We start from the raw sequence: 16,141 nt of genomic DNA on the forward strand, positions 1-16,141 counted from the left end.
TGCGCGGCTACCGTGACCAGCCAGACTAAAAAGACATGTCCCTACCCAAGCATCACCTGGAATTGCTCAGCCCCGCCCGCGACGTGGCGATTGCCCGCGAGGCGATCCTGCATGGCGCCGATGCGGTGTACCTGGGTGGCCCGAGCTTCGGTGCCCGCCACAACGCCTGCAACGAGGTGAGCGATATCGCCGGGCTGGTGGAGTTTGCCCACCGCTACCACGCGCGGGTGTTCACCACCATCAACACCATCCTGCACGACAACGAGCTGGAGCCGGCGCGCAAGCTGATCCACCAGCTGTACGACGCCGGCGTCGACGCGCTGATCGTGCAAGACCTGGGGGTGATGGAGCTGGACATTCCGCCCATCGAGCTGCACGCCAGCACCCAGACCGACATCCGCACCCTGGCACGGGCCAAATTCCTCGACCAGGCCGGCTTCTCGCAGCTGGTGCTGGCCCGCGAGCTGAACCTGCAGGAAATCCGCGCCATCGCCGACGAAACCGACGCGGCCATCGAGTTCTTCATTCATGGCGCGCTGTGCGTGGCGTTCTCCGGGCAGTGCAACATCTCTCACGCCCAGACCGGACGCAGCGCCAACCGTGGCGACTGTTCCCAGGCCTGTCGCCTGCCCTACACCCTCAAGGACGAAAAAGGCGGCGTGATCGCCTACGAGAAGCACCTGCTGTCGATGAAGGACAACAACCAGAGCGCCAACATCCGCGCCCTGGTAGAGGCTGGCGTGCGTTCGTTCAAGATCGAGGGCCGCTACAAGGACATGGGCTACGTGAAGAACATCACCGCCTACTACCGCCAGCGCCTGGACGAAGTGCTCGAAGACCGCACCGACCTGGCCCGCGCCTCCAGCGGCCATACCGCGCACTTCTTCGTGCCCGACCCGGACAAGACCTTCCACCGCGGCAGCACCGACTACTTCGTGAGCGAGCGCAAGATCGACATCGGCGCGTTCGATTCGCCCACCTTCACCGGCCTGCCGGTGGGTGTGGTGGAAAAGGTCGGCAAGCGCGACCTGCAGGTGGTCACCCATGCACCGCTGTCCAACGGCGACGGCCTGAACGTGCTGGTCAAGCGTGAGGTGGTCGGCTTTCGTGCCAACATCGCCGAGGCCAGGGGCGAGTTCGACGAAGACGGCGAAAAGCGCTACCGCTACCGCGTAGAGCCCAACGAGATGCCCAAGGGCCTGCACCAGCTGCGCCCCAACCATCCGCTGAGCCGCAACCTGGACCACAACTGGCAGCAGGCGCTGCAGAAGACGTCGGCCGAACGCCGTATCGGCCTGGGCTGGGTCGCGCAGTTGCGTGAACACGGCCTTGAGCTGACCGCCACCAGCGAGGAAGGCATCAGCGCCAGTGCCACCCTGCCCGGCCCGTTCGGCCCGGCCAACAAGCCGGAGCAGGCGCTGGAGCAACTGCACGACCTGCTCGGCCAGCTGGGCACCACCCAGTACCACGCCACCGGCATTCGCCTGGATGCGCCGCAGGCGTACTTCATTCCCAACTCCCAGCTCAAGGCGCTGCGCCGCGACGTGATCGAGAGCCTCACCGCCGCCCGCGTTGCCGCGCACCCGCGCGGCGGCCGCAAGGCCGAGACGGTGCCGGCGCCGGTATACCCCGAGTCGCACCTGTCGTTCCTGGCCAACGTGTACAACCAGAAGGCCCGCGACTTCTACCACCGCCACGGGGTCAAGCTGATCGATGCGGCCTACGAGGCCCACGAAGAGCCCGGCGAAGTGCCGGTGATGATCACCAAGCACTGCCTGCGCTTCTCGTTCAACCTGTGCCCCAAACAGGCCAAGGGCGTCACCGGCGTGCGCACCAAGGTTGCGCCCATGCAGCTGATTCACGGTGACGAGGTACTGACCCTGAAGTTCGACTGCAAGCCGTGCGAGATGCACGTGATCGGCAAGATGAAGGGGCACATCCTCGACCTGCCGCAGCCGGGCAGCGTGAAGCACATCGTGGGCCATATCAGCCCCGAGGACCTGCTCAAGACCGTGCCGCGCGGCACGCACTGAGTGCCGCCCGGGCGGTCATGCGCCCTGCATGACCGCCCGCACCCGGCGGCGCAGGCCTACCCCCTGGCCGCCAGCTGGCCTTGCCTGGCCAGGGTCAGTTCCTCGATGCTGATCTCGCGCATGCGAAACTTCTGCACCTTGCCGGTGACCGTCATGGGGAACTCGTCCACCAGGCGAAAGTGCCGCGGCACCTTGAAGTGGGCGATCTGCGCCCTGGCCCATTCGCGCAGTTCGTCTTCGCTGGCACTGTGTCCGGGGTGGAACTTGACCCAGGCCACGATCTCCTCGCCATAACGGCTGCACGGAATGCCGATCACCTGTACGTCGGCGATGGCCGGGTGGGTGAAGAAGAACTCCTCCAGCTCCCGCGGGTAGATGTTCTCGCCCCCGCGAATGATCATGTCCTTGCTGCGCCCGACGATGCGCACATAGCCCTGCTCGTCCATCACCGCCAGGTCGCCGGTGTGCATCCAGCCCTCGTGGTCGATGCTCGCGGTGGTGGCCTCGGGGTTTTCCCAGTAGCCGAGCATGACACTGTAGCCACGGGTGCACAGCTCGCCGATCTGCCCGCGGGGTACCGTGAGCCCGTCGCTGTCCACCAGCTTGCTCTCCAGGCACGGCTGGGTACGCCCCACGGAGGTGACGCGCAGCTCCAGGTCGTCCTCGGCAGCGGTCTGCAGCGACACCGGGCTGGTCTCGGTCATGCCATAGGCGATCTGCACCTCGCTCATGTGCATCTCGTCGATCACCCGGCGCATCACCTCGATCGGGCAGGTGGCGCCGGCCATGATCCCGGTGCGCAGGCTCGACAGGTCGAATTCATGCCGCTGCGGGTGGTCCAGTTCGGCGATGAACATGGTCGGCACACCGTAGAGCGCGGTGGCGCGCTCCTCGGCAACGGCGCGCAGGGTGCTCAGCGGGTCGAAGGCATCCCCGGGGTAGATCATGGTCGAGCCATGGGTCAGGCAGCCCAGGTTGCCCATGACCATGCCGAAGCAGTGGTACAGCGGCACCGGGATCACCAGCCGGTCGTGCTCGGTCAGGCCCAGGCTCTCGCCGACCATGTAGCCGTTGTTGAGGATGTTGTGGTGGCTGAGGGTTGCCCCCTTGGGGAAACCCGTGGTGCCGGAGGTGTACTGGATATTGATGGGGTCGTGCCAGTGCAGGCCGGCCTGGCGCTCGGCCAGGGCCTGCACGGTCACCGCCTCGGCCATGCCTTGCAGGCCCGCCCAGGGCAGAAAGCCTGTGGGCGGTTGCTCGGCCAGGCTCACCACGCCGCGCAGGGCCGGCAGGCGCTGGCAGTTCAGGCTGCCGGGGGCGACGCTGGCCAGCTCCGGCACCAGGCCGAGGAGCATCGCGTGGTAGTCGCTGGTCTTGAACGCGTCGGCGCAGATCACCCAGTTGCAGCCGGACTGCTTGAGCGCGTATTCCAGCTCGCTGCTGCGATAGGCCGGGTTGATGTTGACCAGGATCACGCCGACCTTGGCGCTGGCGAACTGGGTGATGCACCACTGCGCGCAGTTGGGCGCCCAGATGCCCAGGCGATCGCCGCGCTGCAGCCCCAGGGCCAGCAGGGCCCGGGCGTGGCGCTCGACCTCCTCGGCCAGTTGCTGCCAGCTGTAGCGCAGGCCCTGGTGGCGCACCACCAGCGCTTCACGCGCGGCGAACCTGGCCGCGGTGGCGTCGAACGCCGCGCCGATGGTCATGGCGAGCAGGTCCTTGTCCTGACGCCCCTGGGTATAGCTCGGTTGATTCATGGTTGCCCCTTGTGATTGTTATGGGCCGGCGCAGGTGGTTGCCCGCCTGCGTTGAGTCAGCGGGTGAATACCTGTGCGGTACCGGTGGCCATGTCGCCGCCTGGCAGCTTGATGTTCGCCACCAGCTCCAGGCTGTCCGGGTCGTACACCGCCACGTCGTTGAAGGTGCCGGTCAGGTACAGCTTGCTGCCGGCCTTGTCGAAGCTGATGCAGTAGTACGAATGCGCCAGGTTCGCGGCCTTGATCAGCTTCTGCTGCTTGATGTCGTACTTGGCCAGGCGGTTGAGCACGCCGAACATCTGGTTGGGGTCCTTGGGCGAGCGCATGCCGGTGAAGTACACCTCGGTGACCGGGGCAAAGTCCTGAACCTGGGTCTTGCCGGTGGTCAGGTCGACGCTGACGTAGCCGTAGACGAAGTCGGCGGTGTCAGCGTCCTGTTTCTCGTCCTTGTACTTGGCGGCGGTGTAGAGCAACGAGAAATCACGCCGGGCGGTCTGGTGAGACCAGATGTAGAGCAGGTCCGGCGGGCTGTACAGCGGGCGCTTCCAGCTGCCGGTGGGCAAGGCCACGCTGTACTGGCCGGTCTTCACGTCCAGCTTGTAGATGTCGCGCCCGGCCATGTACAGGCTACCGTCGTCCGCGGCCTGCATGATCGAGATCTGCCTCGGCACCTCGAAGGTGCGCAGCGGCTGGGCGTTCAACCCGGCGTCGGTGGCGTACACCTGCAGGCGCGGCGCCTGCACCGCATAGTGGTCGTTGAGAATCTGCGTGGGGTTGGCCACGCTGTACAGTTCCTTGCCGTCCGGGCTGACGGCGAGCGACAGCATCGACTTGGCCTGCTCGCCCGGCTTGAACGCCAGGCGCGCATGGAACACCGTCTTGCAGGTGTCCAGCTCGATGCCGTAGATATCGCCGTAGTGGTTGTTGAGCACGTAGGCGACCTTCTTGTCCGGCGCCACCTGCGCCGCGCCCGGGCCGAAGGCATCGGGCATCTGGCAGGTCTTGTACAGCGTGTCGCTGGCCACGTCGATCAGGTGCAGGTTGTTGGGGTAGTTGGTGGCCAGCAGGTATTCCTTGCCCGGCTTGAGCGCAGGCCCCGAAGCGTTGGCGGGTACGTCGCTGGCCGCGAAGGCCAGGCCGACACCGGCAGCGGTGCAGATGGCAAACAGACCCAAGCTCGTCGCGGCCATGCGGCCGATGAACTGAAGCTTCATAGCGGTATCCTTTTTTATTCTTGTCGTCAGGTCACTTGTCGTTCGGGAACACGGTGGTGAGGTTGCGCCAGCCCTCGTCGGAGCTTTGCGCGTCCTTGTTCCAGTCGGGGAAGGTGCTCATCATGTCCGGCACCTGGGCCGGCCACCAGCACGGGTCGGAGCAGCCATAGAGGTCTGCCTCCATCGGCTGGCACAGCGACGCCACCCCCCCGAACACGTCCACTTCCCAGCCCGGGTCGGTGGTGGCGGTGCACCCGGCCACGCTGCTCATTGCCACCACTTCCTCGAGACGGTCTTCGGCAGCGGCCTGTTCCAGAATCAGTGCCTTGTTGTTCAGCGGCTTCAGATGTTTCATGTCAGTGCGCCTTCCGCGGGGTGATGTAACTGCTGATGAAGGCCGGGTTGGCGGCCATGATGCGGCTGTAGACCTCGATGCCGAAGTCCACCCAGTCGCGCATCAGTTCGCAGTAGTGGTAGGTGGGATGGGTCGGGTCGCCATAGCGGGCGTAGCTTTCGTGGTAGCAGCCGCCGGAACACAGGTTGCGAATGTGGCAGGTGTCGCAGCCGGTACCGCTGCGGTCCAGGCGCTGGGACAGGAAGTCGTTGAGCTCGGCCTGCTTGACCTCGCCGTGCACGTTGCCGAAGGTCGGCAGGCTGGAGCCGGTGAAACGGTGGCACAGGTTGAGCTCGCCCTTGTGGTCGACCGCCAGCATTTTCAGCCCGGCCCCACAGGGCAGCGCCTTCTTGTGGCCTTCGTGGATGTCGGTGATCAGCTGGTGCAGGTTGGAAAAACCGATGTTGCGGTGCTCCAGCGCCGCCTCCAGGTAGCGCCGGCCCAGGGCCTTCATGTTGGCGAACACCTCCACCAGTTCGTCGCCGGTGAGGTTGAAGTCGGACATGTCGCCCGAGGTGACCGGCGCAAAGCCGACCTCGGCAAAGCCCAGCTCGTTGAACAGGTGGTTCCAGATGGTCTCCACGTCGGTGATGCCACGGGTCAGCGTCACCCGCGCGCCCACCGGGCGGCTGCGGTAGCGCGACAGCAGCAGGTCGACCTTGCGCCGCACCACGTCGTAGGTGCCCTGCCCGCCCACCGTGATGCGGTTGCGGTCGTGCACGGTCTTGGGCCCGTCGATGCTCACCGACAGCCCGAAGCGATGGGCATTGAGGTAGTCGACGATCTCTTCGGTGAGCAGCGTGGCGTTGGTGGTCATGATGAATTCCACCTGCTTGCCGGCCTCGGCAAAGCGGCGCTCGCAGTAGTTGACCATGTGCTCGATCAGCGGGCGGTTGGACAACGGCTCGCCGCCGAAGAACACCACGCTGTAGCGCTCCTCGTCGGGCGACTCGCGCAGCAGCATCTCCACCGAGGCCTCGGCGGTGTCGGCGCCCATCTTCTTGCCGGCCGAGGGTTTGTCCAGGTCTTCCTTGTAGCAGTAGGTGCAACTGAGGTTGCAGCCGGTGTTGACGTTCAGCACCACGGTGTTGAGCGCTGTGCGCTCGACCCGGCTGATGCCCAGCTCCGGGGTCAGCGGCGAGCCGTCGTTGACCACTTCCAGCGCAATCAGCTCGCGCAGGGTCTCGTTGACGTCCTGCCCGGCGAAGCGTCCGGCCAGACGCAGCACCAGGTCTTCGCTGGTGCAGCTCTGCACGCGCAGGGCGTCGATGATGCCGCCGGTAACGTCATCGGTGGCGAACAGCGAGCTGCTGGGGATGTGGAACAGCATGCGGTCGTCGTCCACCCGCACTTCGTGCAGGTTACGTTCGACCAGATTCAATAATGCACCCATGGTGACCTCCGCAAATGTGACGATTCGTCGTGGCAAAGCCGGGCGAGACGCGCTCGCCCACCGCCTTCGCGGTCAGGGCAGCGGCGGGCTGTTCCAGCGCTGCACCGTGACGATCAGTTGCCCTTCGCCTTGCAGGCCACCCTCCTCCAGCTGGGCGATCACCTTCAGGTTGCCGACGTTGTTGGCCATCATCCTGCGCTGCGGGTTCGGCCCGGCGCCGGCAGGCAGGAACACCCCGTCGCGCTGCATGGTGCCGGCGAACTTCACGTCCTCGTCGTCCCTGGCCTGCTCGTTGAACGGCTCCACCGTCCATTTGGCCGGCAGGTAGCCGATGCGGTAAGGCTGGCCATCGGCGCCCTTGCCCCACGCCTCGGCCTCGAAGCGGCCCTGCACCTTGGGCGTGGTGCCGCCGTTCTCGCCGATGCGCGCCACCGAATACGCCGGCACCACCTTGACCTCGGCGACCTCGGTGTACACCGCAAGGTCCACGCCCTTGAGCGCACCCAGGGCCACGTTGCGCAGCCCCGGCGCGGCATCGGCTGCCGCCTTGACCTTGACCCGCAACAGCTGCGGGGTGCTTTCCAGCACCTTGACCACCTCAACGCCTGCGCCCAGGTCCGGGGTGCCGGACAGGCCGCTGCCCACCAGGGTCAGCTCGGCCTCGTTGCCGGCGCGGATGAACGCCGGCTGTACCGCCAGCAGGCGGGGGCTGTCCTGCCTGGCCGCGCTGAAGTCCAGGCCGCGCTCGTCGTGCTCGGTCTCGAACATGCGCCCTTTCATCTCGCCGTTCAGGGCCGCGAATACCTGATGCATGCGCACATCGCCGATCTTCAGGTTGCCGCGCCATTCGTAGCCGTTGTATACGATGGCCGAGCCGCTGCCATTGAACGGCGTGCCGTCGGCATACTGGCCCTTGACCTCGATGTTGAAGGTGTCGCCGCTGTCGTGGGTCACGCTCATCACGCCGCGCACATCGCCCCTGGTCATCATGTGGCCGCTGAAGCTCCACTGCCCCGGCAGTGCGTCGGCGCCCGGCTTGCTCTTCTGCCAGTCGCTCCAGGCCTGACTCTCAAGCGGGTAGTCCTTGGCCAGCTGGGGCGCCACTTCGTTGCGCGCCAGCCCCAGCCAGTCGCGGTCGCGGGACATCATCTGGTATTCCAGCGACGGCCAGCGCCCCAGGTGGAACTCCACCAGGCGTTCCCATTCCTGCAGCGGCCGACGCTGCAGCGCCACCCGCGCGCCGGAGTGACAGCGGGCACACATCTGGTTGAGGGGTTCGTCGAACTTCTCCACGGTGTTCAGGCGCCGCTCCATCGCGTAGCGCATGCCATCGGTCTCGCTGGGTGCCAGCCCCTGCCTGTCGGCCAGGTACTTGACCACCGAGCGACGGTCTTCATCGCTGATCTTCACGCCGTACATCAACTGCATGCGCGCAATGCTCATCAGCCAGCCTTCGGGGGTCTTGCGCTGGTGGCTGATGCGGCTCAGGGCGTCGTTGCCCTCGGGGGTATGGCAGGCCATGCACTTGGCATTGAGAATCGCCTTGCCATCTTCGGCCACGGCGGGGGGCAGAACAGCACAGGCCAGCATGGCCAGGGTGCCGGCACTCAGGTAATGCCGGAGTCGTGTTGTCTTCAAGGTCAGGCCTCCACGGTATTGTTTTTATAAATCGTCCGCGCCCGGCGAGGGGCTGTACTGCACATCTGACTCACACCAAGCAGAGTGCATGCCAACAAAATCAATTCCTTGTTTAACAAATAGTTACTGGATACTCCTGATAAACAACATTGATTAAAGCGCTGCCCGGGCGTGCAATTTCGCGATGACTGTCTAACTCTGAGACAGCTGAGACCACTGCCTGGCCGGGTGAGCCTGGCCCGGCAGCACCAGCATACCCAGCACCATCGCCAGCAACCCCAGCCACACCAGCGACACGAACGGATAGCGCCGTACCACGATCACCCCCTGGATCGCGTCGCCACCGTCCAGCGTGCCGGCGGCCGTCATCAGGCGTGGCGAGGCCGGTACCCATACCTGCAGGTCCTGGGCCCAGCCGCGCACGATGAAGGGGTGCAGCACATAGCCCGGGTCGCCCACATGGCGTGCATAACGGTAGTCGAGGATTTCGCACAGCTGTCGCACCGGGCCCTGATAGGCCGGCGGCAATGCGCGCCGGTCCTGGAACAGCGCGTGCCCGGCGATGACCTGGTCGTCGCTGCGCAACTGCACCTGCGCCACCGCCTGGTAGCCCGAGAAGTTCTGCTGGCTGCTTACCGGCAGCACGCGCACCTGCAACTGATCGGCCACCCGGTGCCACGCCTGCGGTGATGAAGCCGGGGCAATATTGATGGGCATGTAGGTATTGAGTGCCGTGGCCAGCAGGCCACCGGCCAGCGCCACCATCGCCCCACCGTGAATCAGCGCCAACGGCGCCGTATGGCGCAGGGTGCCGAGCCGGCGGCTGCGCCACAGCACCCGCATGCCCCAGGCCAGGCACGCCAGCAGCAGGAACATTCCGGCCAGCAGGGCCGCGTCCAGCCACGGCAGCACCTGCACGATGCGCTGGGACAGCACCCCTTCGCCGGTGTAGCGCGAGGTCAGCCAGGCACCGCGCCAGGCCGTCAGCGCCACCCACAGCGCCATGCCCAGGGTAATCAGGCCGGCGTAGCGCGCCGGCAGGCTGCGCCGCAGGAACACCCACCCGCCGAGCAGCCCGAGCAAGCCGATGACGGGCATCAGCCACTTGCCCAGGGCATGGCCGTCCACGTCCCAGTGATCGAAGGCCCGGCGCAAACCGGCCAGCTCCTCGGCACTGGCCCACACGGCCAGGGTTTCGAAGAACGGCTTGAGCTCCGAGGCCTTCTCCAGGGCCAGCCACTGACCGACATGAGCGCCGAGCAGTTGGCCCACCGCCAGCAACGCGGCCACGGCGAACAGCCACATCGACAGGTCCAGCCCCCAGTCCGAAGCCGACCGGCGCACTGGGCGGGCCTTCGCCGCCGGCCGCCTGAACGCTCGCCAGGCAAACCACAGCATCAGGCCGAGGATGCCCCCCGCCAGCGCCAGGTGCCCCAGCCATGAAGTGGTACCGATATAGCGGTGTGAACTGGCCAGCACCTCGCTGCGCGTCACCGACATGGCGATGCAGGCCAGCGCGGCAGTCAGCAGGCTGAACAGCGGCAGCGCGCGCCAGTGGCGGCCCTGCGGCCGCCAGCGCCGTGCCCCGTGCAGTACCGCGCCGAGCATCGCCCACACCGCGAAGGCGGCTGTCTGCACCGGGTCCCAGTGCCATAGCTGGCCGAAGGTGAAGTCTTCGAGCGCCCACACCATGCCCATGCCGATGCCGGCGGTCAGTACCAGCCAGGCGCGCCTGCCGTAGGTACATGCCAGCGCACCGTAGGCGTCGCCGGTACGTGCCAGTGCATCCAGCGCAGCACCGGCCGGGGCGATGGCCCAGGCATAGGCGGCGATAATCAGCGGCGCGTGAAACGCCATCCAGATCGTCTGCAGGTGTGCGTTCATGCCCTGGCTCGCCTGGGCCGCCAGCCAGTCGGCCGGCGTTGCCGTGAACGGCCCCAACCCGGCGGCAGTGAGGGTGTACCAGGCCGCCACCAGCGCATTGGCGCGCCCGGCCCAGCCCGGCAGCGCGGCATTGCGCACGCCGATGCCCATGCACAGGGTTGCCAGCAGCAGCACGGTGCCTTCATCGCCGCCCCACAGGTTGGCGACCTTGAGGTAGGCCGGCAGCGTGGCGCTGCTGTACAGCCAGATGTAGCGCAGCTGGAAATGGTCGGCCAGCAGGTGCATCACCAGGCTCAGGCACGCCGCACACAGCCCCACCAGCGCCAGCCGCCAGAGTATCTGGCGCAGCCGTGCGCGCACGGCGCCCAGTACCACCAGCCCGGCAATCAGCACCAGCAGCAGGTTGCCCACCTGGGGCAGCCACCACAGCAGCGCGCAGCACAGCAGCAGCCCCAGGGCCGGTGGCCAGCACGTATCCCATCGCAGATCGCTCACGACGCCCACTCCTTCTTGTTGTTGTGCAAGCGGCCATACAAGTACTGCGCCAGGCCAGGTTTCACCTGCCAGAACAGCAGCTTGGCCGGTTTAAAGGCATCCTGGGAGTGCGTGCGTGTGTGCCGTTCTGAGACAGTCGATGGGCGGCTGAGACAGTACGGCCCGCCTCTATCTCGCCGGGCTGGGAGACAAATCGCCGACATTTCATCGGGTTGAACGCGTCGTGCAGGCATGGCGCAGTAGTTGCTTGGGCCGGTGCAGCTCGCTGCACACCTTCGATAACAACAAGAAAGGAGCACACCGATGATTCGAGCCGCCCGCACGCCCTTGGCGCTGACGCTTGCCCTCATGGCCTGCAGCGCCCAGGCCCACGAGCTGTACAACAACGAGGGCCGCGTGCTGAACGCCGACCTCGAGGCCCTGTTCGGCGTATTTCACAGTGACGAAAGCTACGCGGTGGGCGGCAACCGTCAGCCCGGCAGCAGTGCCTGGCGCGAGGGCTACGTCAAGTATGGGCTGAGCGCGAGCCAGGCACTGGGCGCTGCGGGCACGGCCTACGGCGCGTTCAACCTGGTCAGCTCCCGTACCTGGGGCGACGGCGACGCCGCCGGCCTGACCCTGGGCAGCGAACGGCGCACCGGCGTCGAGGATGCCTACCTGGGCTGGCGCTCCGGCGACCTGTTCCCGGCGCTGGGCAAGGACGGCGTGGACGTTTCCGCCGGCCGCCAGACGCTGACCCTGGGCGACGGCTTTCTGATCCAGGGTGATCCGGTCAACCTTGGCAAGGTCGACCTGGGCGCGAACTTCAACCGCGGCGGCGCCTATTACCTGGCCGCGCGCAAGGCCTTCGACCGCACGGCCGTACTGCGCCTGGGCGGCAGCGAGGGCCTGCGCGGCGACCTGATGTGGCTGAAGTCGGACAACCATTACCAGGCCGATACCGAGCTTGCCATCGCCAACCTCGAACAGGTGGGCGAAGCCGGCACCCTGGGCATTTCATGGATTCGCGGCCTGGATGTCGACCGGCGCTATGCGTCGATCCTGGGCCTGCAGGAGCGCGATGGCATGGATACTGTCAGCCTGCGTGGGCGCGGCAGCCTGGGGGTCAAGGACCTGGAGGTGGCCGCCGAATACGTGACCCAGGACAAGCGCAGCGGGCGCGAGAACGCCTGGTACCTGGAAGGCGCCTGGACCTTCTCCGAGGTGCCCTGGAGCCCGACCGCCACCTACCGCTACAGCCGCTTCTCGAATGCCTTCGACCCGCTGTTTTACGGGGCCAGCCGCGGCTACGGCACCTGGTTCCAGGGCGAGGTCGCGGCCAACTATGCCGGCCCGTTCAACAGCAACAGCCAGGTGCATCACGTGGGCCTCAAGGCCACGCCACGGGAGAACCTGACCCTTGGCGCGCTGTACTTCGACTTCGATACCCTGGACAAGGCGCGTGGCAACCTGGGTGGCCGCGAGCTGGACCTGTACGTGGAGTGGATGGTCAACGAGCACCTGCTGATCAGCCCGCTGCTGGGTTTCTACAAGCCTGATCGCAGTGCCGACAACGGCGGCCTGCAGCTGGGCAGCAGCGACACCAGCACCTACCTGCAACTGCTGGTGGGCACCTTTTTCTGAGGTGTCACACCGGGTACCCCTGCGCGGCCAGCCAGCCGCGCAGCCTGGCCTGTTCCGGCGCCGGCCTGCCGTGCAGCAGCCACTGCAATGGCTGACCGGCCTGAACCCCGCGTACCAACGGCGCCAGCGGCACGCCGTCGAGGTGCCAGATACCCAGCGGCTGGTCGGGCCCCACCACCACCTCGGCCTGTTCGATGAAGCCGTGGCTCACCACCGGGCGCTGCTGCACCTGCCATTGGCGGAAGTCCCCGGGCAGGTGCAGTGGTTGCGCATCCGGCCACACCTGGCGCGGGCCCCAGAACGCTTGCCCGGCCTTGTCTGCCTCCTGGGCATAGAAATCCCGGCCGATGCGGGCGAAGCGCAGGAACAGCTGCTCGATACGTTCCTGATGAAAGCGCAGGGCCAGCGCCTGCTGCCCGGGGCGGCGCAGCAGGGTGTTGATCACTGCGGGCGCCTGCAGGGCCGAGGACAGCGACTGGAAGATGCCGTTGCCCGACAGCGGGTCCACCGCCATGGCGGCGTCGCCGATGCGCAGCCAGTTGTGCCCCGCGCATACGCCTGCCAGGATCGCCGTGCTGCTGCGCGCATGCACCGGCACCGCCTGCCCGGCCGCCGCGCCGAATACCTCGGCCACCAGTGCCGATTCGCCCCGACGCCGGGCACAGTACTCAGGCAGGTGCGCCTTGCCCGGCAGACCGCCGGCGCTGCTGTCCAGGCTGATCTGCCAATAGCAGCGGCCATCGGCCAGGCGCGCCATCCAGGCCCAGCCGTCGGCCAGGCTCTGCACCGCCGACACCGGCTCGGCCGGCGCGCCCTGCCACACACTGAGCAGGCTGACGCTTTCGGGGCCGCGCAGGCGGCTCGCCGTCAACGGGGCCTGGCGCCCGCGTGCCTCCACCAGAAAATCGGCATGCAGCACCCGGCCATCGCTAAGCTGCACCTGGTGCGCGTGCGCCGTGCTGTGCAGCTTGCTCACCCGTGCTTCGATCAAGCCCACGCCGGCCCGGCGCAGGTCATCGCGCAGGGCGGCATCGAAACGGCGGCGGTCCAGCAGGCATTCCTGGTTCAGCCATTGCTGCTGGCCGTTCCAGTGCACTTGGCGGCGCGCGGGCATGGCTGCCTGTTCCAGTGCGCTGCCAAGGCCGGCATGGCGCAGGCCGTCGAGCACCCGTTGGGACACGCCCTCCACCGCCTCGAACCGGCGCCAGTCACACACCAGCTCGACCGTGTAGCCCAGGCGCTGCAACCCCAAGGCGCACGCCGCGCCTGCGGGCCCGGCGCCCAGTATCAGGATGCGCGGCTCAGCCATGCACGCCCCCACGGCGTTCTGCACCAATGAAGGCGGCCTGTTGGCGCAGATGCTCCAGTACCTGTTCGCGACCCGCGTTCGGCTGCGCCGTCAACAGTGCGCGCACCTGGCCGCACAGCGCCGCACTGGCCAGGCTCGCCCCCGCCACGCCGCTGGCCGGATCGACCGCAGCGCCGAAATCGGCCTGGGGCGTGTCGAGCCACGACCATTGGCCCGGCGCGCAGCGGGCATCGCCGGTTACCCGAATCACCCCCGGATAACGCGCCGGGTACACCGGCGCACCGCGCGCCGGGCTCGATGCGCACAGCAGCACCCCGGCCTCGACGGCCACGGCGCAGGCCGCACGCAGTACATTGCGGTCCTGCTGCAGGCCCAGGCTCAGGTTGACCAGCATCGCGCCCTGCTCCACCAGCCACAGCAGCGCCGCCGCCACCTGCAATGCCGAGGTCTGCCAGTGGCGGTCGAACACCTGCGCCACCAGCACCTCGCCGGCACCGCCCTGGGCCAGCAGGCAGTCGAGTACCCGGCTGCCATGCCCCAGGACATCGGCCTGCACCTGCCCCTCGCGCAACTCGCCGTGCTCCAGCCAGAAACGCCGGCCACCGGCGATAGGCCCGGCCTGATGCGCCGAGCACCCGCTGTCGATCACCCCGACACGCAGGCTAGTGCCCATGCAGCACGGGCTGCGGCTGTACACAGCGCAGTTGCCCGTCCTCGAGGTGCAGGTGAAGGTCCGCGCCGTCCAGGGTGGACGGCCGGTGGCTGATCAGGATGCGCGTGCGCCCGGCGAACAGCTGGTCGATGGCCGCGATCACCTCGCGCTCGGTGGCCTCGTCGACCGCCGAGGTGGCTTCGTCGAGCACCAGGATCGATGGCTGCTGCAACAGGGCGCGGGCAATCGCGATGCGTTGTTTCTGCCCACCGGACAACTGCTGCCCACGTTCACCCAGCGGCCCGTCCAGCCCCAGGGGCAGGCTGTGCACCAGGCTGTCCAGGCGCGCCAGGCCCACCACCTGTTCCAGTTCTGCACGGCTCGCGTCGGGCCGGCAGTAGGCCAGGTTCTGCGCCAGGGTGCCGCGAAACAGCACGATGTCCTGGCTGACCACCGCAATGCGCCGGCGCAGTGCCAGCAGATCGAGGTCGCGCAGGTCCTGGCCGTCGAGCAGGATGCGCCCCTGGTCCGGGTCGTAGAAGCGTTGCAGCAGGTCGATCAGGGTCGACTTGCCAACCCCCGAAGCGCCGCTGATGGCAACCTTGAGCCCGGCGCCGATGCACACCCGGGCATCCTGCAGCACCGCGCCACGACGCTGCTCATGGGCAAAGCACACTCCTTCAAGGCGCAGCTCGCCGCCGCCGTCACGCATCGGCTGCGGCGCGGCCGGCTGGGTCACGCTGACCGGCTCCTGCTGCAACTCCATCACCCGGCCCAGGCTCACGGCCATGCGCTGGACCGCCACGTACAGGCCCAACAGGCTCTGCACCGGCCCCACCGCCATGCCCAGATAAGTGGAAAAGGCGATCAGCGCGCCCAGTTGCCAGGTGCCCTGGATCACCCAGTAGCCGCCCACCAGAAACGCCGCGGCGCGGCACAGCGAGGTCAGGGTGCCCGGCACCGCCTGGGTCAGGAACTCGGTCACCTGCACCTTGAGCAGTTGCCCCATGTAGCCCTGGCCCAGTCGCCCCAGGCGCTCGGCTTCGCGCTGCTGCTGGCCCGCGGCCTGGATGAACTTCATCGCCGGCAGGGTCTCGACCAGAAACGACGAGACATCGGCCGAGCGTTCGCGCAGCTGGCGCACCTCGCGCTCGACCTTGCGCCGCATCCAGCGCAGCCACAGCACCTCGATGGGAATCAGCACCGCCAGCAGCAGGGTCAGCTGCCACGACAGCATCAGCATCAGGCTCACCGCGCCCACCAGGCCGATCAGGCTGGAAACCGCCGAAAACAGCGAATCCACCGCAAAACGCTGGATTTCCGCGACGTCGCCATCGAGCCGCGAAAGGATGTCGCCCAGCCGCTTGCGCCCGTAGAAGCTGGGCGACAGCTGCTGCAGGTGGCCATACAGGTCGTCGCGCAGGGCGAACAGGATGCGCCCCGACAGGCGCGTGTGCAGGTAGCGGTTGACCCCCGACAGCACGGTGCTCGCCAGCCCCACGCCAACCATGATCGCCGCCATGTGCCACAGCACCTCGAAGTCCTTGGCCAGCAGGCCCTCGTCGATCAGGGTCTTGACCAGCCAGGGCTGGGCCAGCACCAGCAGCGAGGCGCCCAGCGACAACCCCAGCAGCACGCCGATCGCCCGCCCGTGGGGCCGCACGAAGCCGTACAGCCAGGCCAGCGCCCGGCGCATCAGCTGCGGGTCGTCGGTATTGACCAGGCGCAGCAGCACTCGGCCCAGGCGGT

The 16,141-nt window shown here is 67.3% G+C and carries 11 protein-coding genes; 2 read left to right on the plus strand and 9 right to left on the minus strand.

Going from position 1 to position 16,141, the window contains the following annotated elements:
- Nucleotides 1–35: 35 nt before the first annotated feature.
- Entirely contained in the window at nt 36–2,033 is a 1,998-nt protein-coding gene (locus tag JZZ72_RS10190) for a peptidase U32 family protein (RefSeq protein ID WP_078480936.1), read from the plus strand.
- A gap of 56 nt (nt 2,034–2,089) precedes the next feature.
- Here JZZ72_RS10190 and JZZ72_RS10195 read toward each other — a convergent pair whose 3' ends face one another.
- The 6 genes from JZZ72_RS10195 to ccsA form a co-directional block, all read right to left on the minus strand.
- Nucleotides 2,090–3,790 carry an AMP-binding protein gene (locus JZZ72_RS10195; RefSeq protein ID WP_210014419.1) on the minus strand — a complete coding sequence of 567 codons (1,701 nt, stop codon included), beginning with the start codon at nt 3,788–3,790 and terminating at the stop codon, nt 2,090–2,092.
- A 56-nt stretch (nt 3,791–3,846) separates the two neighbouring features.
- Nucleotides 3,847–5,004 carry a quinohemoprotein amine dehydrogenase subunit beta gene (gene peaD, locus JZZ72_RS10200; RefSeq protein WP_082405698.1) on the minus strand — a complete coding sequence of 386 codons (1,158 nt, stop codon included), beginning with the start codon at nt 5,002–5,004 and terminating at the stop codon, nt 3,847–3,849.
- Between the two features lie 31 nt (nt 5,005–5,035).
- Nucleotides 5,036–5,359, minus strand: a complete 324-nt coding sequence (gene qhpC, locus JZZ72_RS10205; protein WP_054914481.1) for a quinohemoprotein amine dehydrogenase subunit gamma — start codon at nt 5,357–5,359, stop codon at nt 5,036–5,038.
- Between the two features lies 1 nt (nt 5,360).
- Complete coding sequence (gene peaB, locus JZZ72_RS10210; RefSeq protein ID WP_104572474.1) at nt 5,361–6,791, minus strand: quinohemoprotein amine dehydrogenase maturation protein; 1,431 nt, start codon at nt 6,789–6,791, stop codon at nt 5,361–5,363.
- Between the two features lie 72 nt (nt 6,792–6,863).
- Complete coding sequence (gene peaA / locus JZZ72_RS10215; protein ID WP_104572475.1) at nt 6,864–8,381, minus strand: quinohemoprotein amine dehydrogenase subunit alpha; 1,518 nt, start codon at nt 8,379–8,381, stop codon at nt 6,864–6,866.
- A 240-nt stretch (nt 8,382–8,621) separates the two neighbouring features.
- Entirely contained in the window at nt 8,622–10,808 is a 2,187-nt protein-coding gene (gene ccsA, locus JZZ72_RS10220) for a cytochrome c biogenesis protein CcsA (protein ID WP_253086654.1), read from the minus strand.
- Between the two features lie 303 nt (nt 10,809–11,111).
- On the opposite strand from ccsA, the gene JZZ72_RS10225 reads away from it, so the two are divergent.
- Nucleotides 11,112–12,431 carry an alginate export family protein gene (locus JZZ72_RS10225; RefSeq protein WP_210014420.1) on the plus strand — a complete coding sequence of 440 codons (1,320 nt, stop codon included), beginning with the start codon at nt 11,112–11,114 and terminating at the stop codon, nt 12,429–12,431.
- A gap of 4 nt (nt 12,432–12,435) precedes the next feature.
- Here the strand turns inward: JZZ72_RS10225 and qhpG are convergent, their stop codons facing one another.
- Genes qhpG through JZZ72_RS10240 form a run of 3 tightly spaced genes read right to left on the minus strand, consistent with a single transcriptional unit; the run spans nt 12,436 to nt 16,136 of the window.
- Nucleotides 12,436–13,740, minus strand: coding sequence for a flavin-dependent monooxygenase QhpG (gene qhpG / locus JZZ72_RS10230; protein WP_210014421.1), 1,305 nt, complete (start codon nt 13,738–13,740; stop codon nt 12,436–12,438).
- A complete protein-coding gene (qhpE, locus tag JZZ72_RS10235) occupies nt 13,733–14,413 on the minus strand; it encodes a subtilisin-like serine protease QhpE (RefSeq protein WP_104572477.1) in 681 nt (226 codons plus the stop codon). Before qhpE ends, qhpG begins: the two co-directional genes overlap by 8 nt.
- Complete coding sequence (locus JZZ72_RS10240; RefSeq protein WP_210014430.1) at nt 14,403–16,136, minus strand: ABC transporter ATP-binding protein; 1,734 nt, start codon at nt 16,134–16,136, stop codon at nt 14,403–14,405. Before JZZ72_RS10240 ends, qhpE begins: the two co-directional genes overlap by 11 nt.
- Between the last annotated feature and the right edge of the window lie 5 nt (nt 16,137–16,141).

Source organism: Pseudomonas palmensis (assembly GCF_017848315.1).
Lineage (GTDB): Bacteria > Pseudomonadota > Gammaproteobacteria > Pseudomonadales > Pseudomonadaceae > Aquipseudomonas > Aquipseudomonas palmensis.

Coding starts and splice junctions, on each gene's coding strand:
- JZZ72_RS10190 (WP_078480936.1), top strand. CDS start 36: ATGTCCCTACCCAAGCATCACCTGGAATTGCTCAGCCCCGCCCGCGAC.
- JZZ72_RS10195 (WP_210014419.1), bottom strand. CDS start 3,790: ATGAATCAACCGAGCTATACCCAGGGGCGTCAGGACAAGGACCTGCTC.
- peaD (WP_082405698.1), bottom strand. CDS start 5,004: ATGAAGCTTCAGTTCATCGGCCGCATGGCCGCGACGAGCTTGGGTCTG.
- qhpC (WP_054914481.1), bottom strand. CDS start 5,359: ATGAAACATCTGAAGCCGCTGAACAACAAGGCACTGATTCTGGAACAG.
- peaB (WP_104572474.1), bottom strand. CDS start 6,791: ATGGGTGCATTATTGAATCTGGTCGAACGTAACCTGCACGAAGTGCGG.
- peaA (WP_104572475.1), bottom strand. CDS start 8,381: ATGCTGGCCTGTGCTGTTCTGCCCCCCGCCGTGGCCGAAGATGGCAAG.
- JZZ72_RS10225 (WP_210014420.1), top strand. CDS start 11,112: ATGATTCGAGCCGCCCGCACGCCCTTGGCGCTGACGCTTGCCCTCATG.
- qhpG (WP_210014421.1), bottom strand. CDS start 13,740: ATGGCTGAGCCGCGCATCCTGATACTGGGCGCCGGGCCCGCAGGCGCG.
- qhpE (WP_104572477.1), bottom strand. CDS start 14,413: ATGGGCACTAGCCTGCGTGTCGGGGTGATCGACAGCGGGTGCTCGGCG.